Annotated in this window: 26 protein-coding genes; 10 read left to right on the top strand and 16 right to left on the bottom strand. The window is 71.4% G+C overall.

What is annotated here, in order from left to right:
• Positions 1-496: 496 nt before the first annotated feature.
• The 5 genes from ACT3T9_RS08400 to ACT3T9_RS08380 are packed head-to-tail and all read right to left on the bottom strand — an operon-like array spanning position 497 to position 5,979.
• On the bottom strand, positions 497-1,873 hold the full coding sequence (locus tag ACT3T9_RS08400) for an LLM class flavin-dependent oxidoreductase (RefSeq protein ID WP_444606300.1): 1,377 nt from the start codon (positions 1,871-1,873) through the stop codon (positions 497-499).
• On the bottom strand, positions 1,870-2,841 hold the full coding sequence (locus ACT3T9_RS08395; RefSeq protein ID WP_441444869.1) for an LLM class flavin-dependent oxidoreductase: 972 nt from the start codon (positions 2,839-2,841) through the stop codon (positions 1,870-1,872). The genes ACT3T9_RS08400 and ACT3T9_RS08395 overlap by 4 nt, the downstream gene beginning before the upstream one ends.
• Positions 2,838-3,896: a transporter substrate-binding domain-containing protein gene (locus tag ACT3T9_RS08390; RefSeq protein WP_441444868.1), complete on the bottom strand. Its 1,059-nt coding sequence runs from the start codon at positions 3,894-3,896 to the stop codon at positions 2,838-2,840. Before ACT3T9_RS08390 ends, ACT3T9_RS08395 begins: the two co-directional genes overlap by 4 nt.
• Positions 3,893-4,945 (bottom strand): amino acid ABC transporter ATP-binding protein, encoded by a 1,053-nt coding sequence (locus tag ACT3T9_RS08385; RefSeq protein ID WP_442332129.1) that lies wholly within the window; start codon positions 4,943-4,945, stop codon positions 3,893-3,895. Before ACT3T9_RS08385 ends, ACT3T9_RS08390 begins: the two co-directional genes overlap by 4 nt.
• Complete coding sequence (locus tag ACT3T9_RS08380) at positions 4,942-5,979, bottom strand: amino acid ABC transporter permease (RefSeq protein ID WP_442332130.1); 1,038 nt, start codon at positions 5,977-5,979, stop codon at positions 4,942-4,944. Before ACT3T9_RS08380 ends, ACT3T9_RS08385 begins: the two co-directional genes overlap by 4 nt.
• Positions 5,980-6,126: 147 nt before the next feature.
• Between ACT3T9_RS08380 and ACT3T9_RS08375 the strand changes: the two genes are divergently transcribed.
• Positions 6,127-8,763 carry an FAD/NAD(P)-binding protein gene (locus ACT3T9_RS08375; protein ID WP_444606299.1) on the top strand — a complete coding sequence of 879 codons (2,637 nt, stop codon included), beginning with the start codon at positions 6,127-6,129 and terminating at the stop codon, positions 8,761-8,763.
• Positions 8,764-8,775: 12 nt separating this feature from the next.
• Here the strand turns inward: ACT3T9_RS08375 and ACT3T9_RS08370 are convergent, their stop codons facing one another.
• Together ACT3T9_RS08370 and ACT3T9_RS08365 are read right to left on the bottom strand one after the other, a co-directional pair.
• Positions 8,776-10,485, bottom strand: coding sequence for a SulP family inorganic anion transporter (locus ACT3T9_RS08370; protein ID WP_441444864.1), 1,710 nt, complete (start codon positions 10,483-10,485; stop codon positions 8,776-8,778).
• Positions 10,482-10,850 carry an ArsR/SmtB family transcription factor gene (locus ACT3T9_RS08365; protein WP_441444863.1) on the bottom strand — a complete coding sequence of 123 codons (369 nt, stop codon included), beginning with the start codon at positions 10,848-10,850 and terminating at the stop codon, positions 10,482-10,484. Before ACT3T9_RS08365 ends, ACT3T9_RS08370 begins: the two co-directional genes overlap by 4 nt.
• Positions 10,851-10,922: 72 nt before the next feature.
• Between ACT3T9_RS08365 and ACT3T9_RS08360 the strand changes: the two genes are divergently transcribed.
• A complete protein-coding gene (locus ACT3T9_RS08360) occupies positions 10,923-11,996 on the top strand; it encodes an erythromycin esterase family protein (RefSeq protein ID WP_444606298.1) in 1,074 nt (357 codons plus the stop codon).
• Positions 11,997-12,036: 40 nt separating this feature from the next.
• Here the strand turns inward: ACT3T9_RS08360 and ACT3T9_RS08355 are convergent, their stop codons facing one another.
• From ACT3T9_RS08355 to ACT3T9_RS08345, 3 genes are all read right to left on the bottom strand, one after another.
• Positions 12,037-12,525: a DUF4383 domain-containing protein gene (locus ACT3T9_RS08355; protein WP_444606297.1), complete on the bottom strand. Its 489-nt coding sequence runs from the start codon at positions 12,523-12,525 to the stop codon at positions 12,037-12,039.
• 229 nt (positions 12,526-12,754) lie between these two features.
• Positions 12,755-13,213, bottom strand: a complete 459-nt coding sequence (locus ACT3T9_RS08350) for a GNAT family N-acetyltransferase (protein ID WP_441444859.1) — start codon at positions 13,211-13,213, stop codon at positions 12,755-12,757.
• Complete coding sequence (locus ACT3T9_RS08345; RefSeq protein ID WP_441444858.1) at positions 13,210-14,106, bottom strand: ornithine cyclodeaminase; 897 nt, start codon at positions 14,104-14,106, stop codon at positions 13,210-13,212. Before ACT3T9_RS08345 ends, ACT3T9_RS08350 begins: the two co-directional genes overlap by 4 nt.
• 454 nt (positions 14,107-14,560) lie before the next feature.
• On the opposite strand from ACT3T9_RS08345, the gene ACT3T9_RS08340 reads away from it, so the two are divergent.
• Positions 14,561-14,722, top strand: coding sequence for a hypothetical protein (locus ACT3T9_RS08340; protein WP_444606296.1), 162 nt, complete (start codon positions 14,561-14,563; stop codon positions 14,720-14,722).
• 21 nt (positions 14,723-14,743) lie between these two features.
• Here ACT3T9_RS08340 and ACT3T9_RS08335 read toward each other — a convergent pair whose 3' ends face one another.
• Complete coding sequence (locus ACT3T9_RS08335; RefSeq protein ID WP_444606295.1) at positions 14,744-15,232, bottom strand: DUF2087 domain-containing protein; 489 nt, start codon at positions 15,230-15,232, stop codon at positions 14,744-14,746.
• Between the two features lie 157 nt (positions 15,233-15,389).
• Here ACT3T9_RS08335 and ACT3T9_RS08330 point away from each other — a divergent pair, with 157 nt between their 5' ends.
• From ACT3T9_RS08330 to ACT3T9_RS08315, 4 genes are all read left to right on the top strand, one after another.
• Positions 15,390-16,670, top strand: a complete 1,281-nt coding sequence (locus ACT3T9_RS08330; RefSeq protein ID WP_444606294.1) for a thermonuclease family protein — start codon at positions 15,390-15,392, stop codon at positions 16,668-16,670.
• A gap of 70 nt (positions 16,671-16,740) precedes the next feature.
• Complete coding sequence (locus tag ACT3T9_RS08325) at positions 16,741-17,766, top strand: aldo/keto reductase (protein WP_444606293.1); 1,026 nt, start codon at positions 16,741-16,743, stop codon at positions 17,764-17,766.
• 144 nt (positions 17,767-17,910) lie between these two features.
• A complete protein-coding gene (locus tag ACT3T9_RS08320) occupies positions 17,911-18,396 on the top strand; it encodes a MarR family winged helix-turn-helix transcriptional regulator (protein WP_441444853.1) in 486 nt (161 codons plus the stop codon).
• Positions 18,397-18,406: 10 nt separating this feature from the next.
• Positions 18,407-18,829 carry an organic hydroperoxide resistance protein gene (locus ACT3T9_RS08315; RefSeq protein WP_441444852.1) on the top strand — a complete coding sequence of 141 codons (423 nt, stop codon included), beginning with the start codon at positions 18,407-18,409 and terminating at the stop codon, positions 18,827-18,829.
• An 18-nt stretch (positions 18,830-18,847) separates the two neighbouring features.
• On the opposite strand, the gene ACT3T9_RS08310 is transcribed toward ACT3T9_RS08315, so the two are convergent.
• The 3 genes from ACT3T9_RS08310 to ACT3T9_RS08300 are packed head-to-tail and all read right to left on the bottom strand — an operon-like array spanning position 18,848 to position 21,472.
• Positions 18,848-19,378, bottom strand: coding sequence for a hypothetical protein (locus tag ACT3T9_RS08310; RefSeq protein WP_444502378.1), 531 nt, complete (start codon positions 19,376-19,378; stop codon positions 18,848-18,850).
• Entirely contained in the window at positions 19,375-20,133 is a 759-nt protein-coding gene (locus ACT3T9_RS08305) for a glycosyltransferase family 2 protein (RefSeq protein ID WP_444502379.1), read from the bottom strand. Before ACT3T9_RS08305 ends, ACT3T9_RS08310 begins: the two co-directional genes overlap by 4 nt.
• Positions 20,134-20,170: 37 nt before the next feature.
• A complete protein-coding gene (locus ACT3T9_RS08300) occupies positions 20,171-21,472 on the bottom strand; it encodes a hypothetical protein (RefSeq protein WP_444502380.1) in 1,302 nt (433 codons plus the stop codon).
• Positions 21,473-21,887: 415 nt separating this feature from the next.
• Between ACT3T9_RS08300 and ACT3T9_RS08295 the strand changes: the two genes are divergently transcribed.
• Both ACT3T9_RS08295 and ACT3T9_RS08290 read left to right on the top strand, forming a co-directional pair.
• On the top strand, positions 21,888-22,064 hold the full coding sequence (locus tag ACT3T9_RS08295) for a hypothetical protein (RefSeq protein WP_441444848.1): 177 nt from the start codon (positions 21,888-21,890) through the stop codon (positions 22,062-22,064).
• A 29-nt stretch (positions 22,065-22,093) separates the two neighbouring features.
• Positions 22,094-23,389: a mannose-1-phosphate guanylyltransferase gene (locus ACT3T9_RS08290; protein ID WP_444592155.1), complete on the top strand. Its 1,296-nt coding sequence runs from the start codon at positions 22,094-22,096 to the stop codon at positions 23,387-23,389.
• 109 nt (positions 23,390-23,498) lie between these two features.
• On the opposite strand, the gene ACT3T9_RS08285 is transcribed toward ACT3T9_RS08290, so the two are convergent.
• Both ACT3T9_RS08285 and ACT3T9_RS08280 read right to left on the bottom strand, forming a co-directional pair.
• Positions 23,499-24,221, bottom strand: a complete 723-nt coding sequence (locus ACT3T9_RS08285) for a response regulator transcription factor (protein WP_444592156.1) — start codon at positions 24,219-24,221, stop codon at positions 23,499-23,501.
• The gene (locus ACT3T9_RS08280) at positions 24,206-25,489 is read right to left on the bottom strand and encodes a sensor histidine kinase (protein WP_444606292.1); all 1,284 of its coding nucleotides are present in this window, start codon (positions 25,487-25,489) and stop codon (positions 24,206-24,208) included. Before ACT3T9_RS08280 ends, ACT3T9_RS08285 begins: the two co-directional genes overlap by 16 nt.
• 141 nt (positions 25,490-25,630) lie before the next feature.
• On the opposite strand from ACT3T9_RS08280, the gene ACT3T9_RS08275 reads away from it, so the two are divergent.
• Positions 25,631-26,686, top strand: a complete 1,056-nt coding sequence (locus tag ACT3T9_RS08275) for a lysostaphin resistance A-like protein (RefSeq protein WP_444600892.1) — start codon at positions 25,631-25,633, stop codon at positions 26,684-26,686.
• The last annotated feature ends 21 nt before the right edge of the window (positions 26,687-26,707 follow it).

Genomic DNA, 26,707 nt, shown 5'->3' with positions numbered 1-26,707 from the left:
CTGCAGAGGTTTTATACGACGGGCCGAGCCGGTGGAGCTCGAGCTCGCGGGACTCGAAACCGAATGACGTCAAGAAGGCGTCGACGTCCCCGGGAGCACCGAGCACGGCGAGTCCATCGCCGTCGCTGATCACTTCGATCTCATTCGTCATTCGGTGCTCCGGGGGCTAGGGGGCGGCTTCGTGCTGCCACATCCTCATGAGTGTCTCGCGCAGAACCGACATTCGGTGCCCGACCAGAGGAAAATCTGGCGTCGAAATAATTCGTGATCGGTTTGTTGCGAGGCACTATGCGCTGGCGTGGCCGGGGAAGTTGGACGGTGAGGGTAGGGGCCGCCGGGGCATCGAGTCGTAACTTCTGTGCCTCTAACGCAGCCTTTCGGTACAGAACTCACGACTCGATGCGCAGGGCCCATCCACCTGGCCTCATCCACGGGGCCTCATCCGTACAGCCCCATCCACACAGCCCCATCCGCACAGCCCCGCCCACCTAGCCCCTCACACTGGCGGCAGCCCCAGGTTCTCGCGCAGCGTGGCCCCCGCGTAGTCGGCCGGATAGACCCCGCGCTCCTGGAGGCGAGGGATCAGGTGGTCCACGATGTCGTCGAGCCCGGAGGGGATCAGCCACGGGGTGATGTTCAGGCCGTCGATCGCCCCCAGGCGTCCGAACTCCACCAGCCGATCGGCGACCGCGTCGTAGCTGCCGCTGAAGGTGCCGCGCCGGGCGCCGGCCTTGGTGCGGGCGAACTCGAGGATGGACTGGCCCTTCTCCGCGGCCTCCTCGCGCCAGGCGCGGGTGAGTTCCTCGGCCTTGGCGAACTGGAAGCCGGCCCCGCGGGTCACCCCGGACTCGACCACCTCCGGCGGCACGTCCGGGAGCGGCCCGTCGGGATCGAAGGCGGAGAGGTCCCGGCCCCAGTACTGCTCGAGCAGGGCGATGGCCTGCTCGGGGCCGATCTGCAGGTCGCGCACCCAGCGGATCTTCGCCTCGGCCTCGGCCTCGGTGGGGGCGAGCACCACTTCCGCCCCTGGGAGGATCTTCACCGAGCCCGCGTCCCTGCCGGCGGCGACGGTGCGCTCGACGATGCTGCGGCGGAATTCGACCGCCGCCTCGAGGGAGCCGTGCGGGGAGAAGATGACGTCCGCCGTGCGGGCGGCGAAGTCCTGCCCGGTGGGGGAGGCCCCGGCTTGGAACAGCACCGGCTGGCCCTGCGGGGAGCGGGGCAGCTCGCCCTGAGCGCGTACCGAGTAGTGGGGGCCGTCGTGCGTGATCTGCTCGCCGCGCCAGTACTGCTCGGCGATCTGCACGAACGCCTCGGCATGGACGTATCTGTCCGCGTGAGCGAGGTAGCCGCCGCGGCGGAAGTTCTCCCCGGTCCAGGCGTTGTCCGTGGTGACGATGTTCCAGCCCGCCCGGCCGCCGGAGAGCAGATCGAGGGTCTGCAGGCGTCGGGCCAGATCCACCGGATCGTTGTAGGTGGTGTTCTGGGTGGCGACCAGCCCGATCCTCTCCGTGACCGCGGCGAGGGCTGCGAGCAGGGTCTGCGCGTCGGGGCGTCCGGCGACGTCGAGCTCGAAGGGGACCCCGCGGTGCTCTCGCAGCCGCAGGCCCTCGCCGAGGAAGAAGGCCGCGAACTTCCCACGCTCCGCGGTGCGCACCAGCGCCTCGAAGGACTCCCATGCCACCTGATCGCCGCTGGAGGGCAGGCGCCAGATCGTCGAGGAGTTCACTCCCTGGAAGAACGCGCCGAAGGCGAGCTGCCCGGTGGGGGTGTGGTCGGGGTGCAGCGGGTGCTCGGCCGGGCCGGTGGCGAGCGCGGCGGCCTCCGAAGAGAGCGGAGCCTCAGTCGGCGTAAGGGACGGGGCGGTGGTCATGCGGACTCCTCGCGGGACAGGCGGGCGCGGTCGCCGCGCCGTGCGGGATCGGGACGGAACGGTGCAGGCTCGAGCCCGAGCTGCGTGCGCAGGTCCTGCCCGGAGGAGGGGCCCGGGGCGATCAGGCCCTCGGCGCGCAGGGCGGTGGCGAGCTCGGCGACCGTGCCCAGGGGATCGGCCGCGAGGTCCAGGCCCACCAGGCGCACCAGCCGCACCGAGGCGGCGTCGGAGGTGCGCGTGGTGTCCTCCCGGATCAGAGTGCTCACGGCGCCAGAGAGCGCACCGCCGGAGACGTCCAGGTCCAGCACCCGCCCGTCGGCCAGCTCAGCCGTCACGCGCTCGCCGGCGGCGGCGCGATCCGCATCGGCGACCAGCACCGGGAGCAGCCCCTGCGGGGAGCGCGGGGTGATCGCCGGGCCGCGCACCGAGAACGTCTCGGCCTCGACGTCGGCGTACTGCAGGCGCGAGGCGTCCACGTACAGCCCGCGCTCGACGTCGCGCACCACCGCGTCCGGTGCCCAGGAGTCCCAGATGCGCCGCGCGGCCTCGAGCACGTCGGCCGCCTCGCGGGCGGTGGCGTCGAGGTCGAGCACGGCGCGGCCGACGGTCGCGGCCACCCCCGGGTCGGTCTCGGCGCTCAGCAGCCAGCCGGCCCGGCCGTGGCTGAGGTGATCGAGGCTCATCAGCTGGGTGGCCAGGTGGAACGGCTCGACGTAGACCGCGTCGGTGCGTGGCAGCAGGCCGATGTGCTCCGTCAGCGGCGCGAGATGGGAGGCGACATGGATCGGGTGCAGGCCGCCGTCGCTGAGGGTCAGGGCACCGATGCCGGAGTTCTCGAGGCCGCGGGCCAGGTCCGCGAGGCCGCCCAGCAGGGCGGGATCGGTGACGAGGTCGACGGCGAGCACGGGCAGTGCCCGGTCGGAGGCTGCGGCGGGGTGCCCGGGCAGCTCATGGGTGGTGGTGCTCACGGGTTCTCCTTCGTGTGGGCGCGGGATTCGGTCAGCGCTTCTTCGCTCAGCTGCCAGCGCTCGAGGACCTTGCCGTAGGTGCCGTCGGCGATCAGGGCGTTGAGCGCCGCCGCGTACGGGGCGGCGAGACCGCTGCCGCCGGCGAAGGTTCCGGCGACCAGGGTCTCGTCGGGCCAACCGGCATTGATCCGCCCCTGCAGCTCGAAGTCATCACGACGTGCCGCGATGAAGCTCAGCGAGGCGAAGGGGGAGATGTAGCCGTCGACGCGTCCGGAGCCGAGGGCGAGCAGGGTGTCGGCGTCGGTGGAGTAGTTCTTCAGCTCCGCGGGCTCCTTGCCCGCCGACTCCAGCTCGGCGTTCCAGTCGGTGAGGATCCGCTCTTGGTTGGTGGCGTTGCCGACGGCGATGATGCGTCCGCTGAGGGAGTCGGCGTCCTCGAGCCAGAAGTCCGCGCCCTTCTTGACCAGGAACGACATGTAGGCCGCGCGGTAGGAGGCGAAGTCGAACTTCTGCAGCCGTTCAGCGTTGACGCCGATGTTGGCGTGGACCACGTCGAACTCTCCGGCCTCGAGCTTGAGGGGCCAGTTCTCCCAGGTGGTCAGCTTCAGCTCGAACTCGAGGCCGAGCTTGTCCGCGACGATGCGGGCGATGTCGATCTCGGAGCCGATGTAGGTCTGGTTGTCATCGGCGAGGAAGGACAGCGGTGCGGCGCTGGTGCCATTGATGCCCACCCGCAGCACGCCGGATTCGGCGACCTCAGGTGGCAGCAGGGCGGCGATCTCTTCATCAGCCGTGGCGCGGATCAGCTCCTGGGTGCCGGAGGTGTCGATGCCTCCCGCGTTCGCCCCGCCGCCGTCGGACGCCGCAGAGCCGGAGCCTGAGTCGTTGCCAGCGATGGCGGCAGGAGCGGGATCGGAGCAGGCCGCGAGCAGGGCGGCGGGCAGCAGCAGGCCAGACGCTGCCAGGGTGCGGCGTGACAGCGTGGGGCGGGACGGGGTGCGGGGAGGCAGCGTGGAGCGGGACGGGGTGCGGTGGGGCTGGGAGCGATGGGTCATGAGTGGTCCTCGGGATGATGGTGGGGCAGGTCAGGAAGGTCAGGCAGGGCAGCTGCGGCGACGGGGACGCCCTCGCCGGTGCGCACCCGCTGCAGGAACGAACGGGTGCGTTCGTGGCGTGGGTGGTCGAGGACCTCCGCGGGTGGTCCCTGTTCGACGATCCGGCCGTGGTCCATGAAGACCACGGTGTCGGCGACGTCGCGGGCGAAGGAGATCTCGTGGGTGACGATCACCAGCGTGGTGCCAGCACGCGCCAGTGACCGGATCACCGCCAGCACCTCCTCGACCAGCTCGGGGTCCAGTGCGCTGGTGGGCTCGTCGAACAGCAGCACCTTCGGCCGCAGAGCGAGGGCCCGGGCGATCGCAACCCGCTGCTGCTGCCCGCCGGAGAGCTGACGGGGGTAGACACGCTCCTTGTCGGAGAGCCCCACCAGGGCGAGCAGTTCCCGGGCGCGCGCCTCGGCCTCGCGCCGGGGCACCCCGAGAGCGCGCCGGGGCGCCTCGGCGACGTTCGCGAGCGCCGTCATGTGGGCGAAGAGGTTGAAGCTCTGGAACACCATGCCGATCGCGGTGCGCTGGCGCAGCACCTCCCGTTCGTGCAGCTCATGCAGCCGGTTCCCCTCGCGACGGTGGCCGATGACCTCCCCGTCCACGCTGACCAGGCCCTCGGTGACGGGCTCGAGGTGGTTGATGGTGCGCAGCAGGGTGGACTTCCCGGAGCCGGAGGGGCCCAGGATCACGGTGACGGAGCCGGGTTCGATCCGCAGGTCGATGCCGCGCAGCACCTCGAGGTCCCCGAAGGACTTGTGCACGCCGCGGATCTCGACCAGTCCGCCGCGCCGGTGGCCGGGTGCGGCGGTGTCCGCCGCGTCGACGGCCCGACGGTCGAGATCGGCGAGATCGAGATCGGCCAGATCGGACGGTTCTGAGCCGATATCGGCGGATCCGGGCTCGGAATCGACCGAGATCGGCGCGCTGCGCGGCGCGCTGCTCAGCGCCGGGGCGGGGCCGGGCCTGCGGCGGCGGGGGAGTCGGGTCAGCAGGTTCATGCGGGGGCTCCCGTCGGGGTGGGGCGGAAGCGGGCCAGGCGGGCGCGCAGCGACTGCAGCGGGGTGGGTGGCAGGGTGCGCACCGCCCCCTTGGAGTAGTGGCGCTCGATGTAGTACTGGCCGACGGACAGCGCCGAGGTGATCACCACGTACCAGACTGTCGCGACCAGCAGCATCGGCAGTACCTGCTGGGTGCGGCCGTAGATCAGCTGGATGGTGAAGAACAGCTCCGCATGGGCGAGCACGTAGACGATCGAGGTGCCCTTGACCAGGCCGATGATCTCGTTGAAGGCGGGCGGCAGGATCGCGCGCATCGCCTGCGGCAGCACGATCCGCAGCGAACGGTCTCGGGCGGGGATGCCGAGCGCGCTCGCCGCCTCCAGCTGGCCCTGGTCCACCGAGAGGATGCCGCCGCGGATCAGCTCTGCGGAGTAGGCCGCCTGGTGCAGGCCCAGGCCCAGCACCGCGGCGAGCATCGGCGTCATCAGGTCGCTGGTGCGTGCTTCGAAGAAGGTCGCATCGGTGAACGGGATCCCGAGCCGCACCTGCTCGTACAGGTAGCCGAGGTTGTACCAGAGCAGCAGCTGCACCAGCAGCGGGGTGGAGCGGAAGACCCAGGAGAACGTCCAGCTCACACCCGAGATCAGGGCCGACGGGGACAGGCGCATCAGGGCGAGCAGGAGTCCCAGGCTGAAGCCCAGGGCGCCGGCGAGCACGGTCAGCTTCAGCGTCTCGAGCAGTCCGCGGATGATCGACTCCGCGAAGAACCACTGGGCGACCACGCCCCACTCCCACCTCGGGTTGGTGACGAAGGAGTACAGCACGGCGGCGACGACCAGGCCGACGACCACCGCGAGCACCACGCGGCCAGGATGCCGGGCTGGGACGACCCGCAGGTGGGAGAGGTCTTCGGGCGGTGCTTGGCCGTTCGGGCACGACATCTCGTGCGGTCCCCTCGCCGGGGCATGCCCGGCGGCGTGGGTGGCCGGGGGCGTGCGGCGTGCGGTCTCAGGGGAGACGACGGACGAGGTCATGAGGTGCCTTCCGTGACGGAACGTGAACCGGAGCGTGGTCCGGGCTTGCAGGACCCGACGGTATAAGCCAATCTAATGAACATGCAAGGCGGCGGCTATGGATCGTCACGGTATGACACAGAAGCACCTCAGAAGGGATCCCGACGGATGAACTCCTCGATCAGGGCAGCGAGCACGCGCCTGGCGATCATCGGCGGCGGACCGCGAGCGATCGGCGTGCTCGAGCGGCTCGGCGCGAATGCCGCGCTGTGCGAGACCCTCGCGCACGCCCCGCTGCAGGTCGACATCGTGGATCCGCACATGCCCGGAGCCGGACGCATCTGGCGGGCCACGGAGAGCCCGCTGCTGCTGATGAACTCGCGCGCGGCGGACGTCTCGATCTATCCCGATGACACGGTCGACTGCGCCGGCCCCGTCCAGGCAGGCCCCTCGCTCGCGGAGTGGGCCGAGGGGATCCGTCGCGGCACCATCGAGGCACCCACCGCCGGCACCGAGCGCCTCGCCGAGATCGAGGCGCTGCAGGCCGCGGACTTCCCGAGCCGGCGTGTGCAGGCGCTCTACCTCGAATGGTTCTTCGGACAGGTCCTCACACGACTGCCGCAGGCGGTCACGGTCACCGTGCACCGCACCACGGCGACCGCGGTGCGCCCTCCCGCGGTCCGTCCCACGGTGGTGCGCCCCACCGCCGCGGTCGACGGAGCGGGCTGGGTGGTCGAGCTCGAGGACCGTGACCCGCTGCGCGCGGACCTGCTGCTCCTGGCCGCGGGACATACCGATGCGCGCCCGTCGGCCGTCCGGCACCAGCTGTCCTCCTTCGCCCGCCGCCACGGCGGCACCTATCTCGCGCCGTCCCAGGCCTCCGACGCGCAGCTGGACCTCCTCGCCCCCGGGCATGACGTGATCGTGCGTGGCATGGGCCTGGCCTTCATCGACCTGATGGCGCTGCTCACCGAGGGGCGCGGGGGAGTGTTCACGCCGGATCCGCGACCGGGAGAGCACGGGCGCCTGAACTATGTCCCCTCGGGCCGGGAGCCCCGGCTCTGGGTGGGATCGCGCCGTGGGGTGCCCTACCACTCGAAGGTCCGCGACGAGGGCGAGCCCGCTGGGCTCGGCGACCTCGTGCATGTCACCCCCGAGGCGCTGCGCGAGCGGGAGGACGCCGACGGCCTCCTCGACTTCCGCGCCGACGTGGTGCCGCTGATCGCCGCAGAGATCCACCGCTGGGTGCCGGCCTCGCCCCTCGCAGCCCCTGGTGAGGAGCCCCTCGACTGGCTGGACCGTCCACTGTCCTGGCTGGAGGGCGATGCCCATCCGCGGGTCACCCGCGACGCCGTGGTGCGTCACATCGAGCACGACCTCCGCTCCCGCACCCACGGGGACGTCAGCTCCGCCCGGGCTCTGTTCCAGCTGCTGCTGCGCCTGCACGGCGTGCTCGTGGATCAGCTGCCCGCCGCACGGCTCCGCGGCGGCGAGGCCGGCGGCTACCCGCGCTGGTGGCACTCACTGTTCAGCTTCGTCGACTCCGGGCCCCCGCCGCACCGCCTGCACCAGCTGCTCGCGCTCGAGCGTGCCGGGGTGGTCCACTTCCTGGGACCGCAGGTGAGGGTCAGCGCCGACGAGGCCTCCGGCCTGTTCACTGCGCGCGGCGGGGCGGGCGTGCGCGTCACGACCGACGCCCTGGTCGACGCCTTCCTGCCCGAGCCGTCCCTGGCCGAGTCCACGAATCCGCTGCTGCGGGACCTCGTGACCGGCGGTGGGACGGCGGTGGGCAAGGAGTCCGCCGCCTCACCCGGCACGCTCGAGGTCGATTCCCACCACCGGGTGATCGGACCGGACGGCCAGGCGCAGCCTCGGCTGTGGGCCGTCGGCCCCTGGACCTCCGAGCTGCCCGTCGGCGCGTTCGCCCGCCCTCGCACCAACGCCCCCTGCCACCGTCGCAACGATGCCCTCGCCCGCGATCTGCTGGATGCCGCGCTGCGTCACGGCGCGCTGCGCCACGGCGAGACGGCGCGGCCGAGCACGGCGACCCTCTCCATCGAGTCGCCCCTCGAGTCGCCCGTGGAGCCGGCCGTCGAGTTGGCGGTGGAGCCGGCGGTGGAGTCCGCCGGGGCGACCGTCCCGCGCACGGCGCGCATTCCGCGCCTGGGGGTGCTGGGCCCGGGCAAGATCGGCTGCGCGCTCACCCGCGCCGCCCTGCGCCGCGGTGTCGAGGTCACCGTGGCCGGGCGCTCCCCGGCTGCCGCGCTCGCCGCGAGGCTGCCCGGTGCGAGGCACGTCGGCCCCGACGTCCTCGCGTTGAGCTGCGACGTCGTCGCGATCACGGTGCCTCTGCATGTCGCCCTCGCCCTCGAGCCCGCCGCATTCCAGGACGTCGTGGTGATCGACGCGACCAATCCCTGGGGCGAGGCGGACGCCGCCGCGGTCGCGGCCGCCCGCGCCGAGCTCGGCGACCTCGACGGACTGCTGTCCACGAGCGAGCTGCTCGCGGCCCGCCTGCCCGCGGCGCACGTGGTGAAGACCCTGAACCACATCGGCTATCACGACGTCGAGGACCACGGCCGCGAGGACGGCGATCCACAGCGGCGGGCGATCGCCGTGGCGGCCGACGATCAGCGAGCCGCCGATGCCGTGGGCCGGTTGCTGCATCTGATCGGCTACGAGCCCGTGCGGGTCGGCACCCTCGCCGAGGGGCGCGAGCTCGAGCCGGGAGCCGGTCTGTTCAGCGGGTGGAGCACCCGGGATGAGCTGAGCCGGCTCCGCCGGGAGCTGGTGCGCGTCGCCTGAGAGGTTGCCGCCTCAGGATCCCGCGACGGCGGACGGCGGCTGCGCGGCGCGCGCCCGCTCCACGTGCGATCTCGCGTGCTCGAGCGCGCTGTCGAAGTCCACGAACAGGTGCTTGTGGTGGCGCAGTGCCGCGAGCACTCCGACCTGGCGGAACAGGGAGCTGTGGCTGTCCTGCACCCCCTTGATCAGCACCGTGATGCCGCGCCGCTCGAGCCCGCGCACGAGCTCTGCCAGCACCTGGGCGCCGGAGGCGTCGACCCGCTCGAGGCGGGCCAGCCGCAGGATCACCACGGTCACCTCGCCCACTCCCATGACCGTCTCGAAGACCCGCTCGGAAGAGACGAAGAACAGCGGTCCCTGGAAGCGGACTGCGACGATCGAGGTGTCGAGCTCGCTGGGCTGCTCTGCGCGGATCGGTTCGAGCGTCACGCCGGTCGAGCGGGAGGCGGCGCGCAGGGCGACGACCGCTGCGAGCGTCACGCCGATCAGCACCGCGACGATCAGGTCGAAGGACACGGTGATCAATGCGGTGATCGCGAAGATCCAGGCATCGGAGCGGGTGGAGGTCATGATTGCCCGCACCGTGGCCAGGCGCACCATCCGGATCGCGGTCATGAACAGCACCCCGGCCAGGGCCGCCAGCGGGATCATCCCCACCGGTCCGGCCGCGACGTACACCACCGCGAGCAGCACCAGCGCGTGCACGATCGAGGCTGCGCGGGTGCGGGCCCCGGCGCGGATCGACACCGAGGTGCGGGCGATCGCGCCGGTCGCGGGCATGCCGCCGAACAGGGACGCGCCGATCGAGGCGATCCCCTGTCCCACCAGCTCGCGGTCGGGGTCGAAGGCGCCGGTGTCCGCCATGGAGCCGGCCACCCGCGCGGAGAGCAGCGACTCGATCGCAGCGAGCGCCGCGACGGTGGCGGCGGCCGGCAGCAGCACGCCCAGCAGCTCGGGATCGATGCGCGGCAGCGAGGGGGCGGGCAGGCTCGCGGGGATCGCGCCGATCGTGGCCAGCGGACCGGGGATCAGCACGGCCAGCAGTGCGACGACGGCGATCCCGATGAGGGAGCCGGGGATCGAGGGATGGATCCGGGGCGCGATCACCATGCAGGCCGCCACGATCGCCACCGCCCCCAGTGCCCACAGCAGGTAGGCGGGGTCCGCGGCGATGAGGGACTGCGCGGCGGCGACCAGGGCGTTCGAGCTGTGCTCGCCCGGCGCGGCCGGATCCGCGGAGGTGATCAGCGGGATCTGCTGCATGAAGATGATGCAGGCGATGCCGAGTGTGAACCCCTCGATCACCGGCCACGGGATGATCGAGACGACCTTCCCCAGGCGCAGCAGTCCGGTGACCGTGACGATCAGCCCGGCCAGCAGGGTCACGGCCGCGATCGCGCCCACGCCGTAGTTGGCGACGATCGGGACCAGGACCACCACCATGGCCCCCGTCGGCCCTGAGACCTGCACGTTCGAGCCGCCGAACACGGCGGCGAGCAGTCCGGCGACGATCGCGGTGATGAGCCCCTGCTCCGCGGTGAGGCCGGAGCTGACGCCGAAGCCGAGCGCGAGCGGCAGCGCGACGATGCCGACGGTCACGCCCGCGAGCAGGTCCTTCCGCCAGGTCTTCGGCAGCAGGCGGTAGTCCTCGCGGGCGGGCCACAGGCCGCGGGAGCGCACCAATGCCGTGCGCAGACGCGCGGAGAGGGCGGGGGCGGTCATCGCTGTGCCGCCTTGATCTCGGGCAGGCTCTGGGCGGCATCCAGCCGTGCACGGTCCTCGCTGAGCATGTTCAGCAGGAGGGCGCGGGCCACCGCCAGCAGCTCGCGGATGCGCGGATCGGCCAGGCGGTAGTAGACGTGGCTCGCGCGCCGCTCGGAGGTCACCAGGTGGTGGCGACGCAGCACGGCCAGATGCTGGGAGAGGTGGGAGGCCTCGAGCTCGGTCTCGGCCTGGAGCGCGGCGACGCTGACTTCGTCGGCGTCGGCGAGCAGCTCGAGCAGGCGGATGCGGAACGGGTGGGAGAGCCCCTTGAACAGGTTGGCCTTGACCTCGTAGAGGGGACGCTGGCTCTGAGATAGTGGCATGAGGAAATCATCATATCGCGGGGGAGTGCGGGTCGCACGCGATGGTGACCAACGTGATGGAAAGCTGTCCGTATGAGCGCCTCCCTCGTCAGCAGACTCCTCTCGGGCCTCGCGGAGGACGCGGTGCTGGGGCTGGGGGAGCCCACGCACGGAACCGCTGAGGCGTTCGCCCTGAAGTTCGAGGTGATCCACGAGCTGGCCCGGTCGGGCAGCCTCGCGATGCTCGCGTTCGAGGAGTCCTTCACGGTGGGCCTGCAGGTCGATGCCGCGCTGCGCGGAGGGGGAGACCTCGACGCCGCCTGGGATCTGGGCAGCTCGCTCTGGAACACCACGACGATCCGTGAGGGCCTGCGCACGCTGCAGCAGATCATCGCGACCCTCCCCGCAGCGCAGCCGCCCCGGTTCCTCGGCGTCGACATCTCCAAGCCCTATCGCACGGCTCGCGCGCTGCTCGAGAGGGGTGCACAGGCGCCGGCGCTGCGCGCGGTCGCTGCTCGCGATGCGCTCACGGCCGACGGGGTGAGCGCGCTGGTGCAGGTGTGCCGCACGCTCGAGGCCGACGGAGATCCGCAGACGGCGGCGCTCGCGCAGAATCTCCGCCGTCACGCCGACGCGTACCTGCTCGCGCCGGACCTCACCCGGCTGCACCGCCGCGAGGCCCACATGGCCGACACCCTGCTCGAGAACCTGCCCCGCCACGGGATCACCGTGCTCTGGGCGCACAACGAGCACCTCGCCCGGAACCCCGAGGGCTGGGGCGGACCGACGATGGGGCACCTGATCGACCAGGCGCTCGGGGAGCGGTACGTGCCAGTGGGGATGCTGTGCGGCGAGGGTGAATGCCGGGCTGTGGACCCTTCGACCGGCAGAGACGACTACGCGGCGGTGCCGCTGCCGCCGGTCCACGCGGACACCACCGACCGCGCGCTCGCCGAGCTCGGCCGAGCCGTCGTGACCAGCGAGGAGTTCGTGCACCCCGGCCCCCGCCGGTTCATCGGCTGGCAGGTGGACACGTCCCTGTTCACTGACTCACGGGCCGTGCGGGACACCTTCGAGGTGCGCAGAGCCTCCACCGATTTCTCGGCGCTCATCCACCTGCCAGGCAGCACGGCGGATGCCACGGCGACGCGCGCCGTGCTGCGGTAGGGGCGTCGGAGCACGCGCGTCGTCGGCCCATGGCCGACGTTCAGGAGCGGTGGTCGGCCTTCGCTGTGGCGGGCGTGACGTCGCCGGAGAGGAACGAGAGCCCGATCATGACGATCGCCAGGACGAAGTACGCCCAGGTGTCGACGAGGTTCAGCGGCAGGAAGTTCGAGTACGAGTTCGGGTCGACGAGCAGGCCGAAGAGCCACAGCACTGCGGCGAGGCCGCCGCCGATGCGCAGGATCCGGCGCGCCGAGTACGAGAATCTCGACTGCGCGATGGTGACGGCGCCGAAGAGCAGGTGGACGAGGTTGTGCAGCGCGGACACCTGGAAGATGCCCAGCACCATCGCCTCGGAGCCGTAGCCCATCTCGATGTTGTTGTAGTTCGACGTCAAGCCGGGGAAGAATCCTGCGAAGCCGATCGCGAGGAAGAACATCCCGCAGATGATCGCGGCCCACCTCACGGGTGCGCGCGCGGGGTCGTCGTCCGCGCGGGTCAGGGGTGGGTGGACGGGGCCGTCGATGAACATGTCTGTCCCTCCGTTCGTGTGCTCCGTGCAGGAGCTCCGACGGGTCGGCCGGGGCGGTGCTCGCACCGACCGCACGGCTGGGAAGCGGGTGATCCGCTCGACGCTGTGGATTTCAGAGTACGCCCGTGTCGAACGGCGTGGAAGGGGCCGACGGGACGAAGGGCAACGGGACGGAGGGGTGACGGGACGGAGAGGCGATGGCGCCGCGCGGCGGGAGGCGCGGCGCGCGTCAGCTCAGGTCCTTCTCCATCCATTCGTCGGTCTCCGTGGCGGTGCGGCGCACGCCCTCGTCGTCCATGTAGTCGTAGGTCGTGGTGACGAGCTCGCCGAGCCCGCGATAACCGAGCCGCTCGTAGAGCCGGCGGGCGTCGGGGTTGTCCGTGCCGACGCCGAGGCGGAGCCGCCCGGCTGGCTCAGCGAGCTGCTCGGCCTCGCGCATCAGCGCCGCGCCGATGCCCCGGCCGCGGTGCGACTCCAGGACGCCGACGTTGCAGGCCTCGGGGATCTCGTCGTGGACCAGCTGCGCCACCCCGACCGGGTCCTCGCCGTCGACCGCGACCAGGAGGGTGCTGCGACCCGCGCGCATGCTCTCCAGCCAGGCCGGAGCGGCGGAACCCCAGCCCGGCTTCGCTACGGACATCGCCTCGACCAGCTCCTCCGTGAGCGGGCGGATGCTCAGTGCATTCATGCGCCGGCCGCCTGGGCGACGACGTCGGCGAGCACCACGTCGCCGAGGCCCGAGCCCAGGTTCTGCACGACGAGCAGTCCCTCGGGCCGACCACTGCGCAGCAGATCGCCGGTGGCACCGGTCGCGTGCGGGTAGTCCGCTCCGTGCTTGAGCGGGCGCAGTGCCTCGAACTGCGCCGGATCGTCCGCGACCACGGTGCCCGTGCGGGAGATCTCCGCGCCCGCCACCGAGGCGTAGTCCACGGGGAGCAGGGTGGTGTCGGGGGCGACCTCGCCGGGGGCGAGCGCGGTGCCCGTCAGCCCGATCGGCAGCCCGCTGATCACGACGCCCGCCCCGTCCAGGGCGGCAGCGCGGTCGGTGGTGGTGCGCAGCTCGAGGTCCGGGGTGTGCTGGGCGCACCAGGCGGTGAGCTCCTCGAGGGCCTCCGGGCGACGTCCCCAGACCGTGAGCGGGCCGCGACCGAGCGCCTCGATGACCCGGGCATGGGAGCGGGCCTGGACGCCGGTGCCGACGAAGGTGATCGGCCGCCCGTCCAGGGCGAGCGAGGCACCGGTGACCGCGGCGGTGCGCAGGGCCGTCAGCTCGGCGGCATCCAACGTGGCGCGGGTGGTGCCGTCGGCCCCGGAGAGCACCATCAGGCCACCGATCATGTCCTTGCCGCGGGCACGGTTCGAGGGCGTGACCACCACCCACTTCATTCCCAGCAGCCCGCGCTCCGGCCAGGCCGCGGGCATCGCGTTCGCGAACCCACCCTGCTCATGGATCACCTGGGACTTCGGAGTCACTGAGGCGGAGCCATCGGCCAGGGCGAGGAGCGTCTCGCGCATCAGCTCGACCGCACGCGCAGGGGAGGGGAGGAGATCACGGACCTGGTCATCGCTGAGATGGGGCATCCGTCGACCGTATCGCGCACGCCCGCAGCGCGCAGTGGGACACCGAGATGCGAGCTCGGGGAGCGGCCCGGGCGCCTACAGTATCCGCATGACGAATCGATGGGGGAACGACGATCACGGACCGGGTGGGGACCCGTCCTGGCTGGGTGGAGGGGAGCGCAGCGGCGGTGGAACACCGGGCGGAGGGCGAGACTCCGGAGGTTTCTCTTCCGACTTCTCCTCCGACGTCCCGCAGAACCCCCGGGGCGCTCGGGACTCCTGGCCCGCAGCGGAGCCGAACCCCCATGGAAGAGACGGCGCGCAGGATGCGGAGTCGATGGCGCCTCGTTTCGGAGATGCCACCGGAGATGCTGCGAACTCGGAAGGCCGCGGTCAGAACTCTCCCTGGACATCGAGCTTCACCGGGACGTCGAGCGAAGGGAGTACCCGGGGCACTCGCGGAACGATCAGCCGGGTGATCGCGATGCTCGTCCCCTTCATCGGCGTAGCGGTTTTCGCGATCATCGCCATGAGGGCCATGGGCTACAACATCAGCATGCTGTGGGTCGTCGTGCTCTTCGGCCTGCCGCTGATCAGAAGTGCGATCCACCTGGTCAAGAAGAACCTCGGCGACTGACCCGCGGGGCACGACCAGCGGTCACTCGGCGGTGAGACGGTAGGCAGCGCCGTCGGCGGAACGAGTCAGCACTCCCGCATCTACCGCATCCCGCCGCACCAGGGCGACATCCGCGGCGAACATTGCGATCGCGGCGTTCAATTCACCCTCGGTGAGGGTGAGCTCCGACCCGACGCGCTCGAACACGATCTGCGCGATCCGGCTGCTCACCGCGCGTGATTCCTCGGTCTTCACCGGGATCCCCTCCAGCCTGCCTGCCGCGAGGATCGCCTCGTCGGAACGCATCACGCCGAGCGCCTCGGTGATCTCGCGCAGGGTCGCCACATCGGCCTCGCCGTCGCTCGCGAGCCAGCCGAGCCGGGAGAGCGGCCCACGCACCGCAGGATCCTCCGAAGGTCCATCGCCCGCCAGCAGCTGGGCGAGACCGCGGCGCAGCTTCGGGGTCGAGAGCATTGCGAACAGCATCCGGGCGTGACCAAGTGGGATGGCGAGATCGTGCGAGGTGGGCATCGTGGAGCTGCTTCCTGTGGGGAGGGGCGGCGGACAGCTTGCCATGTCACGAGTGTGAGGTCGGGTACTTACGGCCGGCACGTGTCCCAAAGTCAGCCACCTGGGGGATGCTCACGGGAGGAGTTGTCAGGTGAGCTAAGGAGCGTCACAGGTGGTCATGGGCATGCACAGCGGTGCGCCGCTGAGTCCGGTCAGGGGTGTCCGCTGGTGGGCGGTCAGGGGTGCGGCCCTCATCGGCATCGTTCTCGTCGGCGCGACGGCGTTCGCTGCGTTCGGCGGGGACGGCGACCGTCGGGGTGAGGTGGTGCGGGTGATCGATGGCGACACCCTCGTGGCGCTCATCGATGGCGAGGAGACCACCGTTCGGCTGCTCAACGTGGACACCCCCGAGACCAAGCACCCGGACGAAGAGGTCCAGTGCCTCGGGCCCGAGGCGACAGCGTTTCTTACCGAGCGGCTGCCCGCTGGAACGGAGATCGAACTCGAGTACGACGAGGAGCGCCTGGACCGCTATGACCGCACTCTGGCCACGGTCTATGAATCGGAATCGTTGATCAACGCGGAGATCGCTGCGGCAGGGCTGGGAGTGCCGGTCTACTTCGCCCCGAATGATCGCTTCCTGCCCGAGGTGGAGAAGGCATCGCTGGAGGCACGCGAGAGTCAGGTGGGTCTGTTCTCGGCGGAGATCGAGTGCACCCTTCCCTCGCAGCTTCAGGCCCAGGGCGCCGCTGTGGATCAGGTGCCGACGACGGTGGAGGGCGACCCGGGCGATGCGCTCGCCGGCGCGACGAGCGTGCTCGAGGAGCTGGATGTCTTCATCGCAGGCCTCGACGTCGGCGGTCTGCCCGGCCTGGGCAATGCGGTGTTGGCCGGACCGCTGCTCGAGTCGTATCTCCAGGATCTGCGTGAGGACGCAGGCGGTCTGCGCGAGCAGGCGGAGTCCGCACACACCACTTTCGACGAGCTGAAGATCGCCTACGACGAGGAGCAGGAGCGGATCGAGCAGGAGCGCCTCGAGGAGGAGCGTCGCAAGGAGGAGGAGCGCCTCGAGCAGGAGCGCCTGGAACGCGAGGAGCAGGAGCGTCTGGAACGGGAGGAACAGGAGCGCAAGGAGCGCGAGGAGCGGGAGAAGCCGAAGCGGCCCGTCGCCTCCACGACCGCGCAGCAGCCTGCCGGGAAGAGCTCGAACTCCGGGTCGAAGAGCTCCTCGTCCGGAGGGTCCAGCTCGGGCGGTGGTTCCGGCAGCAGCTCTGGGTCCTCTGGCGGCTCGTCCTCCGAAGGGAAGTCCTCGGGCCGGGGCGGCTCGAACGGATCTGGATCCCCGTCGAGCTCGAGCTGCGTCCCGTACGGGCCCGAGATCCCGCACGCCGACGCCGGCGGGTACACGGGTAAGCGATACGGCATGCCCGGAGGGAAGACCTTCCGGAAGTGCAGCTGACCGCTTCTCGGTGCGAGGATGGGTGCATCGGGCGCTCGGTGCCCGGGCCGCACCGCAGGAGGAGCACGCCATGGAGTACGTGAAGCTCGGCAGCACCGGTCTGGACGTCTCGCGCCTCTGTCTGGGCGCGATGGGCTTCGGGGACCCCGAGAGATGGATCCACCAGTGGGTGCTCGAGGAAGATGCGGCCCGCCCCGTCATCAGGCACGCCCTCGACGTCGGCATCAACTTCTTCGACACCGCGAACGTCTACTCGATCGGCCGCAGCGAGGAGATCCTCGGTAAGGCGCTGGTGGATTTCGCGAAGCGCGACGAGATCGTGCTGGCCACCAAGGTGCACGGTCGCATGCACGACGGGCCCAACGGCGCCGGTCTCTCCCGCAAGGCGATCCTCGCCGAGGTCGAGGCCAGCCTGCGGCGGCTCGGCACCGACTACATCGACCTCTACATCATCCACCGCTGGGACTACACGGTCCCGATCGAGGAGACGATGCGCGCCCTGGACGATGTGGTGCGCTCCGGGAAGGTGCGCTACATCGGCGCCTCGGCGATGTTCTCCTGGCAGTTCCTGCAGGCGCAGCACGTGGCCGAGGTGAACGGGTGGACGAAATTCATCTCGATGCAGAACCACTACAACCTCCTCTACCGCGAGGAGGAGCGGGAGATGATGCCGCTGCTGCGGGAGCTGGGCGTCGCCTCCACCCCGTACAGCCCGCTCGCCGCCGGGCGCCTCACCCGCGACTGGAACGCGGACACCGAACGCGCCCGCACCGACGCCACCGCGCAGACGAAGTACGACTCGACAGAGGACACGGACCGCGCGATCGTCGAGCACGTCGCGCGGATCGCCGAGGACCGCGGCGTCGAGCGCGTGCATGTGGCACTGGCCTGGCTGCTCGCGAAGGATCCGGTGGTCTCCCCGATCATCGGCGCCACGAAGATCAGCCATCTCGATAGTGCTCTCGGCGGGCTCGACCTCGAGCTCACGGTCGACGAGATCGCTGCGCTCGAGGCGCCGTACGTCCCCCACCAGGTCTCGGGTGCGCTGGCGCCGAGCGAGAGCGTCCCGGGACGGCCCCCGGGCTCTCGCCGCTGACCCGCTCCACCGGGGGCCGAGCGCCGCGCGGGCCGGCGGCGCCGCGCCCGGGTGGCGCCGCCTACGGTGGCGCGGTGGCGCGGCGGTGGCCACAGTCGCGCCTAAAAGATTGTGCACAACTTAATTGTGTGCAATTCTTTCCACATGGCGACGACGGATGAGATGGTCTGCTTCTCCCTCTACGCGGCCCAGCGGGCCACCACCCAGGCGTATCGGGCCCTGCTCGAGCCCTGGGGCCTGACCTACGGCCAGTACCTGGTGCTCGTGGTGCTGTGGAGCGATGAGGAGAAGACCGTCTCGGCGCTGGGGGAGACCCTCCAGCTCGACTCCGGGACGCTCTCGCCGATGCTGCGCCGCATGGAGGCCGCCGGTCTCGTGCAGCGCACGCGCGGCGAGGTGGATCAGCGGGTGGTGCGCGTCGTGCTCACGGCTCGCGGCGGCGAGCTGCGCGATGAGCTCGCCCACGTCCCGGCGTGCATCGCCGAAGGCACCGGGCTCGGCAGCATCGCCGCGGCGCGAGAGCTGATCGACACCCTGCAGGCGCTCACCCGGACGATGCACACCGTCGCCGCCACCGAGCCCCCGGCGTCCCCGCCGGAGGAACCACCCGGCCCCGGCCGGAATCGATGAAGGAGATCCCATGAAGGCCCTCTATACCGCAGAATCCCTGTCCACCGGCTCCGGCCGCGACGGTCACGTCCGCACTGTGGACGGTGCGGTGGATCTCGACATGGCCACGCCGAAGGAGATGGGCGGCACCGGCGCGGGCGCGAATCCCGAGCAGCTGTTCGCCGCCGGCTACGCCGCCTGCTTCCACTCCGCGCTGACCCTGGTCGCACGCCAGAACAAGGCCGATGTCACCGACTCGACCGTCGGCGCACGGGTGCAGATCGGGCCGGACGAGAACGGAGGCTTCCAGCTGGCCGTCGAGCTCGAGGTGGTCATCCCGAACCTCGCGCACGAGCAGGCGCAGGAGCTCGCGGACGCCGCCCACCAGGTGTGCCCCTACTCGAACGCCACCCGCGGCAACATCCAGGTGACCGTCACCGTCTCGGACGACTGAAGCGCGCCCCGGCGGCCGTCATGAATTCTCCGTGACGGCCGCGCGTCGGCTCCACAGCAGTGCGGCGACCATGGTCCCCGCGAACCCTGCCAGGAGATCGGTGAGGGTGTCCGCCGGGGTGACGTGGACGGTGGGGTCCACCCAGTGGTGACCGGCCAGCTCCATCAGCTCCCACACCACCGCCAGCAGCGCCCCGGTGGTGATCACCCTCGCCGCCGGCGGCCGCGAACGGTGCAGCACGCGCGCCACCAGCACGGCCAGCAGGCCGGTGAGTGCTGCGTGCACGGGCAGGTCCCACCACGGAAGCCTCTCGTACAGCAGCAGGAACGAGCTGATCGCCGCGACCAGGCACGCCAGCGAGGTCGCGATCTCCCAGCGGATCGGCAAGCCCGACCGCCACGCCACCACCTGCGCGAGCGCGACCAGCATCGACACCGCCACCTCCACCCAATGGCCGGTGAGGGCGAAGCCGAGGGCCAGTGCCAACCCCGACCACCGCACCGGCAGCAGCGCCACCGATCGGGCGACGCCCGCTGCGCGGCCGCTCATCTGCCGGGCCGCGCCGCGGTGACGGTGAGGGACCCGCGACACCGTGCCACCCAGCGCTCCCACGGCCGCTCTCGACGCCAGTTGCGACGGAGGGTGAGCGCGGCCCGGCGCCAGCGCAGCAGCTGGCCGCGGTCCAGGGCCAGTGCCCGCGAGGACATGGTGACGCCGACCTCGCGCGAGAACTGCACCCTCTGGCCCGGCCGCACCTGGAACGAGAGGTCCATGTCGTCGTGCACCTCCGCGCTGCGCGAGGCCCCCTCCCGCGCCTGCTCCCACCAGGACCGCGGCATCGACATCGTGGTGCCGAACGCCGGGAAGTGACCCAGCGCCGCCGCCGTCAGCAGCAGATATCCGCCGACGTAGACGGCAGAGACGAGCCCCGCCCACGGCCGAGGAAGGCGGAACAGGCCCGGCCCGGTGACGATCACCGTGCCGGGGGCCGCGGCGGTGTGCTCCCGCCGGTGCGCGGCGAGCCATCCCGGCGGGGGCCGACTGTCGGCATCGCAGCGGACGATCAGGTCACCGCGAGCGGCGTCGTACCCGAGCGCCGCCGCCCCGGCGATGCCCGGCACCGGGTGCGTCAGGACGGTGCAGCCCCCGGAGCGTGCCACGGCGGCGCTGTGGTCGCTCGATCCGTTGTCCACCACGACGATCTCCAGCGGCGGTTCCGTCTGCTGGGCGAGGGCGCTCAGCAGCCCGCGCAGCTCGCGCGCGTCGTTCCGGACGGGCACGACGACGGAACAGGTCGGTGTCATGGTCTCCACACTTGCTCACGCTATCCGCACCGAGGGATCAGCGCCGCCGCGCCCGGAGCAGGTGCCGCGTGGAGTGGGCGACGAAGGAGCCGTCCCGGCGGATGATCTCGTCCATCGCCAGCAGCTGCTCCCGGTAGCGGTCCACGTCGAAGCCCGGCACCCACCACACGCATTTCCGCAGGATCCACACCACGGCCCCCACATCGAAGAACTCCATCCGCAGGCGCGCGGTGCGCAGCACGGTGACCTCGAGTCCCGCGGCCTCCGCCGCGGCGGTCTCGTCCTCGGGGTGGCGGCCGCGGCGCTGAGCCTCGGTGGTGGGCCCGACGAAATGCTCGATCAGCGCGAAGGCGGAGCCCGGGCCGACATGCTGGGCCAGGTACTCGCCTCCCGGGGCGAGTACGCGGGCGATCTCCGGCCAGTCCGGGCGCACCGGGTGGCGGGAGGTGATCAGATCTGCGGTGCCATCGGGCAACGGGATCCGGGCGCCGGGCTCGGTCTCATGCACCTGCACCCCGCGCGGGCCCAGCAGTGCTAGGGCCTGCGCGGCATTCGGCGGCCAGGACTCGGTGACGTGCTGCTGAGCGGCGAGGCGCGGGCACTGCCCGAGCACCTCCCCGCCCCCTGTGTCGAGATCGATCGCGAGCTCGGCACCGGCCACCGCCTCGGCGAGCAGCCCGGCGTAGCCCCAGTCCGGACGCTCCTCCGCGGCGCGGCCGTCCAGCCAGCCGAAGCCCCAGCCGTCCACGTCTGCCGCGGTTGCCTCGGCGATCAGCTCGTCGACCGAACTCTGCCGGTCGGTTCGTGGCAGATGCGCAGTGAGCGTGGCACGGATCCGGTCCACGCTCTCGGCGAGCGGCACAGCGGCGGTATCGAGTACGACGTCGGCCGGGATCAGCGGCTTCTGCTGTGCCCATTCGGCATGTACGCGGCGCAGGAGACCCTCCTGCCGGGAGACCCCGCGGGTCGGGTCAGTCAAAGCCCTGGACAGTGCGGTCTCGACAGCACAGGTGAGAACCACCGTGAGCAGAGGCGTTCCCGCGGGAACGTTTCTGAGCACGAGATCGAACTCGCTGCGGCTGCTCACGGACTCGGCGATCACCAGGTCCAGGCCTGCGTCGAGCCACTGGGTGGTGACCGAGGCGAAGATGCGGTGGGCGTCGGCCCAGTCCGGGAGCGTCGGCCGCGCCATGTCCGCGATCTGGTCCAGCTCCACCAGCGCGAGCTGGTGCCCGTCGGCTCGCAGCGCCTTGGCGAGAGCCCGGGAGACGGCGCTCTTGCCCGCGGCGATCGGTCCGGCGATGAGGACGAGGAGCGTGCGGGACGGGGGTGTCGTCATCGGAGGCGGCCTTTCATCGGCGGGAGTGTGCCGCGAGCTTGCGGGGTGACCAGAGCAGGCGAGGCGCTGACAGTATGCCGCTCTGCTCCCGGGCCCTACGAGAGCGCCTGGTGAGCCGATGTCGATGCGACCGGCCCCGTGACAGGGCCGGCCGCATCGACCAGGGGGGGGCGGTCAGTGCGCAGCTCGAGAGGTGGCGGCGGTCTCTCGGGATCGTGAACTCCTGCCCTCGAGAGCTCGCCTCCGAGCGCCCGTGGGCGCCGTGCACCGCACCGTCTCCGGGGCGGCTGCGAAGGCAGCTGCCGAGGCAGTTGCCCCGGATAGACTGCTGCCCCGGATAGACTGCGGGTTTCCATGCAGGCAGGACTGGGATGACGGAGGAAACAGTGCCCGACTGGGAATACGGGGTGGAGGCATGAGTGCCTTGACCGTGGTGCTGGTGGTCCTCGCGGCGGTGCTCGGCGTCGCCTGGGTCATCTCGATCTACATCACCAACGTCACCGCCAAGCCCGGAGGGATCCCTCCGTGGGTGATGTGGCTGGGGGCGGCCGCACTGGTGGTCGCCATCGTGGCGCTCGTGACCAGTCTGTGAGCCCGTCGGGGCCTGGATATGCTCGCCGCATGTCGCAGGCTCCTTTCGTTCCGATCATCCCGGCCGGCGGTGCCGGTACTCGGCTCTGGCCGCTCTCGCGCCGCGCTCGTCCCAAGTTCCTGCTCGACCTCACCGGCAGCGGGTCCTCGCTCCTGCAGCAGACCGTGCAGCGGCTCGTGCCGCTCGCCGACCGCTCGCCGATCGTGGTCACCGGCGCGGTTCATGTCTCTGCGGTGCAGGAGCAGGTGGGCATCCCCCGGGGGCGGCATGGCGTGCAAGGCGCGCGGCAGGGCGAGGCGCAGGACAAGGCGCAGAGCGGCGACCCGACGCACTCGGCACGGATCCTCGTCGAGCCGTCCCCACGCAACTCGATGCCGGCGATCGCGCTGGCTGCCGCGCTGGTGGAGCGCGAGGAGCCCGACGCGGTCATCGGGTCGTTCGCGGCGGATCATCTGATCACCGATCAGCAGGCCTTCTGCGAGGCGGTCACAGCGGCACGGCGTGCCGCCGAGCTCGGCTACCTGGTCACCCTCGGCATCCAGCCCACTCATGCGGCGACCGGTTTCGGATATATCGAGCAGGGCGGGGACGCCGGGCCCGTCGGCGGCACGGACGGTGGCGCCGCGGCCCTGCATGCGACCGGTGCTCGGCCGGTGTCCCGCTTCGTCGAGAAGCCCGACAGCGAGACCGCGGAGCAGTTCTTCACCGCGGGCACGTTCTTCTGGAATGCCGGCATGTTCGTGGTGCGCGCCCGGGTGCTGCTCGACGAGCTGGCCGCACAGATCCCTGGTCTCGCCGCCGGTGTGCGGGAGATCGCCGCAGTGCATGGCACGGCGGACTACGACCGGGTGCTCGCCGAGACCTGGCCGCGTCTGACCAGCATCGCGATCGATCACGCGCTCGCCGAGCCGCTCGCCGCCGCGGGCAAGGTGGCCGTGGTGCCCGCGACCTTCGGCTGGGATGACGTGGGCGATTTCGCGGCGCTCGCCCGGCAGCTGCGGGAGAACGGCCCCGGCTCAGGTGCTGCCACTGGCGGCGCGAGCGGTTCCGCCTCGGCCGACGGTCGGGTCCCCGTGCTGGGCGCTCGTGCGGTCGGCGCTGCAGACTCCGACGTCCGGGTGCTGGGGAGCCAGGCCGTCGCCGCGCTGTCCTCCACGGCGACGGTCTACGGATCCACGGACCGCCTCGTCGCGCTGGTCGGAGTGCAGGGGATCAGCATCGTCGACACCGAGGATGCCCTGCTCGTGATCGCCGACGACGACGCCCAGCGGCTCGCTGGACTGGTCGCCCAGCTGAGCGACCGCGGCCGCGACGACCTGCGCTGACGCGGGGCTGCCGCTGCGTCCGTGCTGCGTCGATGCTGCGTCGACGACGCGCTGATGCCGCAGCCACGGTCGTCTCTGACCTCTGATCTCCGACCCCAGCCGGCCCCCGTCAGCCACCCAGTTCGAGCACCCGGATCGCGAGCTGAACCCGGTTGGTGACCTGCAGCTTGTGATAGAGCCTGCCGAGGTGGGTCTTCACCGTGGCGACCGACATGAACAGGCTCTCTCCGACCTCCTGATTGGCGAGCCCACGGGCGACCAGCCGCGCCACCTCCCACTCACGCTCGGTGATGCCCGCAGGAGCGGGGGCGGTCTCGGTGCCGTCGGTCGTCCCGACCTCCGCGGCGGCGGAACCGCCAGTGCCGGAGGCGGCGAGCCGCACCAGGCGCGTGAGCACCTCGGGCGAGAAGCGCGGTCGATCGCCGGCGGCGTCGAGCACCGCCTGCACCACCTCCTCGGGCGGGGAATCCTTGAGCAGGAACGACACCGCACCGGCGCGCAGCGCCTCCAGCAGGAAGTTGTCGGTGTCGAAGGCGGTCAGCATCACCACCCTGGCCGCGCTGCCCTCGGTGCGGAGAACCTGCAGGGCCTCGAGCCCGGTCATGCGGGGCATGCGGATATCCATCAGCACCACATCGGGGGCCAGGGAGCGGATCTGCTCGAGGGCTGACTCGCCATCGGTCGCCTCCCCGACCACCACGATGCCGTGCGCACCGTCGATCATCAGCCGCAGGCCGGCGCGCATCAGCGCCTCATCGTCCACCAGCAGCACCCGCACCCCGCGCTCGACGGCATGATCCTGATCCTCGGCACTGTTCACCATGGCATCCATGCTTCCACCTCGAAGATCCCGTCGCTCGCGCCGTACCGCGCCTCGCCGCCCAGCAGGCGTGCCCGCTCCTGCACCCCGAGCAGCCCGTGACCGGTCGACGTCGCCGCTGCCACCGGTGCGGAGGGCAGTGGGTTCCGGGCCCGCAGCACCACCCGCTGGTCACAGCGGAGGAGTTCCACCTGCAGCGGGGTGCCCGGAGCATGTTTGGCGGCGTTCACGGTGACCTCGCCGAGGATCCGGGCCAGCGCCACCACCGTGCTGCGGTCGCGGGCCAGGAGATCCTCCGCAGTCAGGCCCTCCCAGCGCAGCGCGACCTCCCGCCCCTCCTCCCGGCATCGTTCGACGATGCCCTCCAGGGTCGGAGCGGTGGCCAGCGGCTGATCACCCTCGGTGCTGCGCAGCCCCGTCAGCACCGTGCGCAGCTCCCGGTTCGCCTGCTGCGCGGCGTCCCTCACCGTCCCCGCGGAACGGCGCAGCGCCTCCGGGGAGAGGTCCTCGCGGTAGGCCATGGCGCCGGCATGCATGGCGATCGTGGCCAGGTGGTGGGAGATGCTGTCATGCATGTCGCGGGCCAGCGCCGCCCGCTCCTCGGCGCGCACCCGGGCGACGTCGGCCTCCCGCTCCCGCACCTGGGCGGTGGCCTCCCGCTCGGCGGCGGCGCGCTCCCGCTGGGCGGTCTCCCGCTCCCGCTCCGCCGAGGCCGCCCGTTCCTGCCAAGAGGTCAGGAGCTCGTGGCGCGTTCCCACCACGTGGCCGATCAGCAGCGGGATCAGCGCGAGCACCACCATCACCCCCACCGCGGAGAGCACGAGGACATCCGGCTCATCGCCTCGGAGCCGGGCATCGAGGCTCAGCGTCGCCAGCGAGGTGCCCGCGACCAGCAGGACCGCCCCGACATCGAGCACCGTGCGGCGTCGCAGCCCGATCCGGTACAGGGCCAGCGCCGCGGCCGGCATCGACCACACGCTGAGCCCGACAGAAGCGGCCAGCAGCAGATGGGCCGCGCTGTGCAGCCGCCCCGGCCGCAGGAAACGCAGCGGCCCGATCGCCAGGGTCGCCACGATCCCCACCAGCGCATCGACGGCGTACAGCGCCACCAGGCCGCCGGGAGGCTGGTCGGAGAACTCCATCAGCAGTGACCCGAAGCTGATCAGGAACAGCAGCAGTCCCAGCGCCGTGCCGACGAGGCTCTGCACCACCGCGATCGCCCACTGGTGCGGGCTGCGCACCGAGGGTGCGGCCGAGGGGTGCAGGACGGGGAGGGTCATGGAGCCAGCGTAGAGAGCGGGAGGCGGCTGACGGATCGTCCGCGCGGCTGATGGCGTGGCCGGCAGGGTCGGTCGATCGGTCAGGGCGGCCCCGACGCGGGGCGGATGCGGAGCGGCCGACGGGACAGACAGGATCGAGGCATGAACGAGCACGCTCTGCTTCCCCCGTCCCCGCCGTCCTCCCCTCCTGCTGCTGCCAGCGAGCTCCGCAGCACCGCGGGGCCGTTGCCGGCGATGGACACTCGCGTCTCCCACGGCACTGCCCCTGCGAGCCTTCAGATCTCCCAGCGCGGCTCCGGTGCGATCTCGCAGCCCTACCATCGCGCCGCTCGTGCGATCCCGCACCGCCGCTACTGGTGGCGTCCCCTGGTGACGATCGTGGTGGCCTTCGCGGCCTATGTCGTGATGAACCTCCAGCTGCTGGTGCCGCTGGTGATCGCGAGCGTGATCTGGCCGAACCTGGCGCCCAGCGCCACCCTGATGGATCCCCTGAACCCCGTCGAGCAGCTGATGGGCCTGGGCATGCTCGCACTGCTGGTCCCGGCGGTGCTGGTGGGAACCCTCGCCGGGTACGGTCGCGCCGGGATCGCGCTCTCGGTGACAGGACGGTTCCGCTGGGGCCTGCTGGGCCGCGCCGCGCTCGTGGTGGTGCCGGTGTACGTGCTGCTGAACCTGGTGCTGAACCTGATCCTGGAGCGCGAGGCGATCGTGATGCCGCCGCTCGAGGCGGGCGTGATCATCGCCTGGCTGCTGGCGCTCCTGCTCTCCCCGCTGCAGAGCGCGGGGGAGGAGTTCGCGTTCCGGGCCCTGCCGATGCAGCTCCTCGGCACCTGGCTGCGATGGCCGCTGATCGGGATCCTGGTCCCGGTGCCGCTGTTCATGCTGGGCCACGGCTACAACTGGCTGGGCCAGATCGACATCGCCGTCTTCGCGATCGTGATGGGGCTGCTGGCCTGGAAGACCGGAGGGCTGGAGATCCCGATCCTGCTGCACGCCGCCAACAACTGGACCCTGTTCGCGATCGCCCCGCTGATCCCCGGCTTCACCGAACAGGGGGAGGTCCGCCTGCTCGGCTTCGTGCTCGCGATGGCGCCGATGCTGCTGCTCTCGGCCGGGATCTGGTGGTGGTACTCCCGGCGCGAGGGCCTCGGGCTGTGGGAGCCGCAGCGCGGCAGCGTGCAGACCCTCGCGGCGTAGAACGTCGTGACTCGGAGCGTC

The organism is Brachybacterium sp. AOP29-B2-41 (assembly GCF_052378395.1).
Classification (GTDB): domain Bacteria; phylum Actinomycetota; class Actinomycetes; order Actinomycetales; family Dermabacteraceae; genus Brachybacterium.
This window is presented reverse-complemented; position numbering and strand designations above follow the sequence as displayed.

What these genes read in the sequence shown, in the direction of transcription:
- ACT3T9_RS08400 (WP_444606300.1), bottom strand. Translation starts at nt 1,873, where the DNA reads ATGACCACCGCCCCGTCCCTTACGCCGACTGAGGCTCCGCTCTCTTCG.
- ACT3T9_RS08390 (WP_441444868.1), bottom strand. Translation starts at nt 3,896, where the DNA reads ATGACCCATCGCTCCCAGCCCCACCGCACCCCGTCCCGCTCCACGCTG.
- ACT3T9_RS08385 (WP_442332129.1), bottom strand. Translation starts at nt 4,945, where the DNA reads ATGAACCTGCTGACCCGACTCCCCCGCCGCCGCAGGCCCGGCCCCGCC.
- ACT3T9_RS08380 (WP_442332130.1), bottom strand. Translation starts at nt 5,979, where the DNA reads ATGACCTCGTCCGTCGTCTCCCCTGAGACCGCACGCCGCACGCCCCCG.
- ACT3T9_RS08375 (WP_444606299.1), top strand. Translation starts at nt 6,127, where the DNA reads ATGAACTCCTCGATCAGGGCAGCGAGCACGCGCCTGGCGATCATCGGC.
- ACT3T9_RS08370 (WP_441444864.1), bottom strand. Translation starts at nt 10,485, where the DNA reads ATGACCGCCCCCGCCCTCTCCGCGCGTCTGCGCACGGCATTGGTGCGC.
- ACT3T9_RS08365 (WP_441444863.1), bottom strand. Translation starts at nt 10,850, where the DNA reads ATGCCACTATCTCAGAGCCAGCGTCCCCTCTACGAGGTCAAGGCCAAC.
- ACT3T9_RS08360 (WP_444606298.1), top strand. Translation starts at nt 10,923, where the DNA reads ATGAGCGCCTCCCTCGTCAGCAGACTCCTCTCGGGCCTCGCGGAGGAC.
- ACT3T9_RS08355 (WP_444606297.1), bottom strand. Translation starts at nt 12,525, where the DNA reads ATGTTCATCGACGGCCCCGTCCACCCACCCCTGACCCGCGCGGACGAC.
- ACT3T9_RS08350 (WP_441444859.1), bottom strand. Translation starts at nt 13,213, where the DNA reads ATGAATGCACTGAGCATCCGCCCGCTCACGGAGGAGCTGGTCGAGGCG.
- ACT3T9_RS08345 (WP_441444858.1), bottom strand. Translation starts at nt 14,106, where the DNA reads ATGCCCCATCTCAGCGATGACCAGGTCCGTGATCTCCTCCCCTCCCCT.
- ACT3T9_RS08335 (WP_444606295.1), bottom strand. Translation starts at nt 15,232, where the DNA reads ATGCCCACCTCGCACGATCTCGCCATCCCACTTGGTCACGCCCGGATG.
- ACT3T9_RS08330 (WP_444606294.1), top strand. Translation starts at nt 15,390, where the DNA reads ATGGGCATGCACAGCGGTGCGCCGCTGAGTCCGGTCAGGGGTGTCCGC.
- ACT3T9_RS08325 (WP_444606293.1), top strand. Translation starts at nt 16,741, where the DNA reads ATGGAGTACGTGAAGCTCGGCAGCACCGGTCTGGACGTCTCGCGCCTC.
- ACT3T9_RS08320 (WP_441444853.1), top strand. Translation starts at nt 17,911, where the DNA reads ATGGCGACGACGGATGAGATGGTCTGCTTCTCCCTCTACGCGGCCCAG.
- ACT3T9_RS08315 (WP_441444852.1), top strand. Translation starts at nt 18,407, where the DNA reads ATGAAGGCCCTCTATACCGCAGAATCCCTGTCCACCGGCTCCGGCCGC.
- ACT3T9_RS08310 (WP_444502378.1), bottom strand. Translation starts at nt 19,378, where the DNA reads ATGAGCGGCCGCGCAGCGGGCGTCGCCCGATCGGTGGCGCTGCTGCCG.
- ACT3T9_RS08305 (WP_444502379.1), bottom strand. Translation starts at nt 20,133, where the DNA reads ATGACACCGACCTGTTCCGTCGTCGTGCCCGTCCGGAACGACGCGCGC.
- ACT3T9_RS08300 (WP_444502380.1), bottom strand. Translation starts at nt 21,472, where the DNA reads ATGACGACACCCCCGTCCCGCACGCTCCTCGTCCTCATCGCCGGACCG.
- ACT3T9_RS08295 (WP_441444848.1), top strand. Translation starts at nt 21,888, where the DNA reads ATGAGTGCCTTGACCGTGGTGCTGGTGGTCCTCGCGGCGGTGCTCGGC.
- ACT3T9_RS08290 (WP_444592155.1), top strand. Translation starts at nt 22,094, where the DNA reads ATGTCGCAGGCTCCTTTCGTTCCGATCATCCCGGCCGGCGGTGCCGGT.
- ACT3T9_RS08285 (WP_444592156.1), bottom strand. Translation starts at nt 24,221, where the DNA reads ATGGATGCCATGGTGAACAGTGCCGAGGATCAGGATCATGCCGTCGAG.
- ACT3T9_RS08280 (WP_444606292.1), bottom strand. Translation starts at nt 25,489, where the DNA reads ATGACCCTCCCCGTCCTGCACCCCTCGGCCGCACCCTCGGTGCGCAGC.
- ACT3T9_RS08275 (WP_444600892.1), top strand. Translation starts at nt 25,631, where the DNA reads ATGAACGAGCACGCTCTGCTTCCCCCGTCCCCGCCGTCCTCCCCTCCT.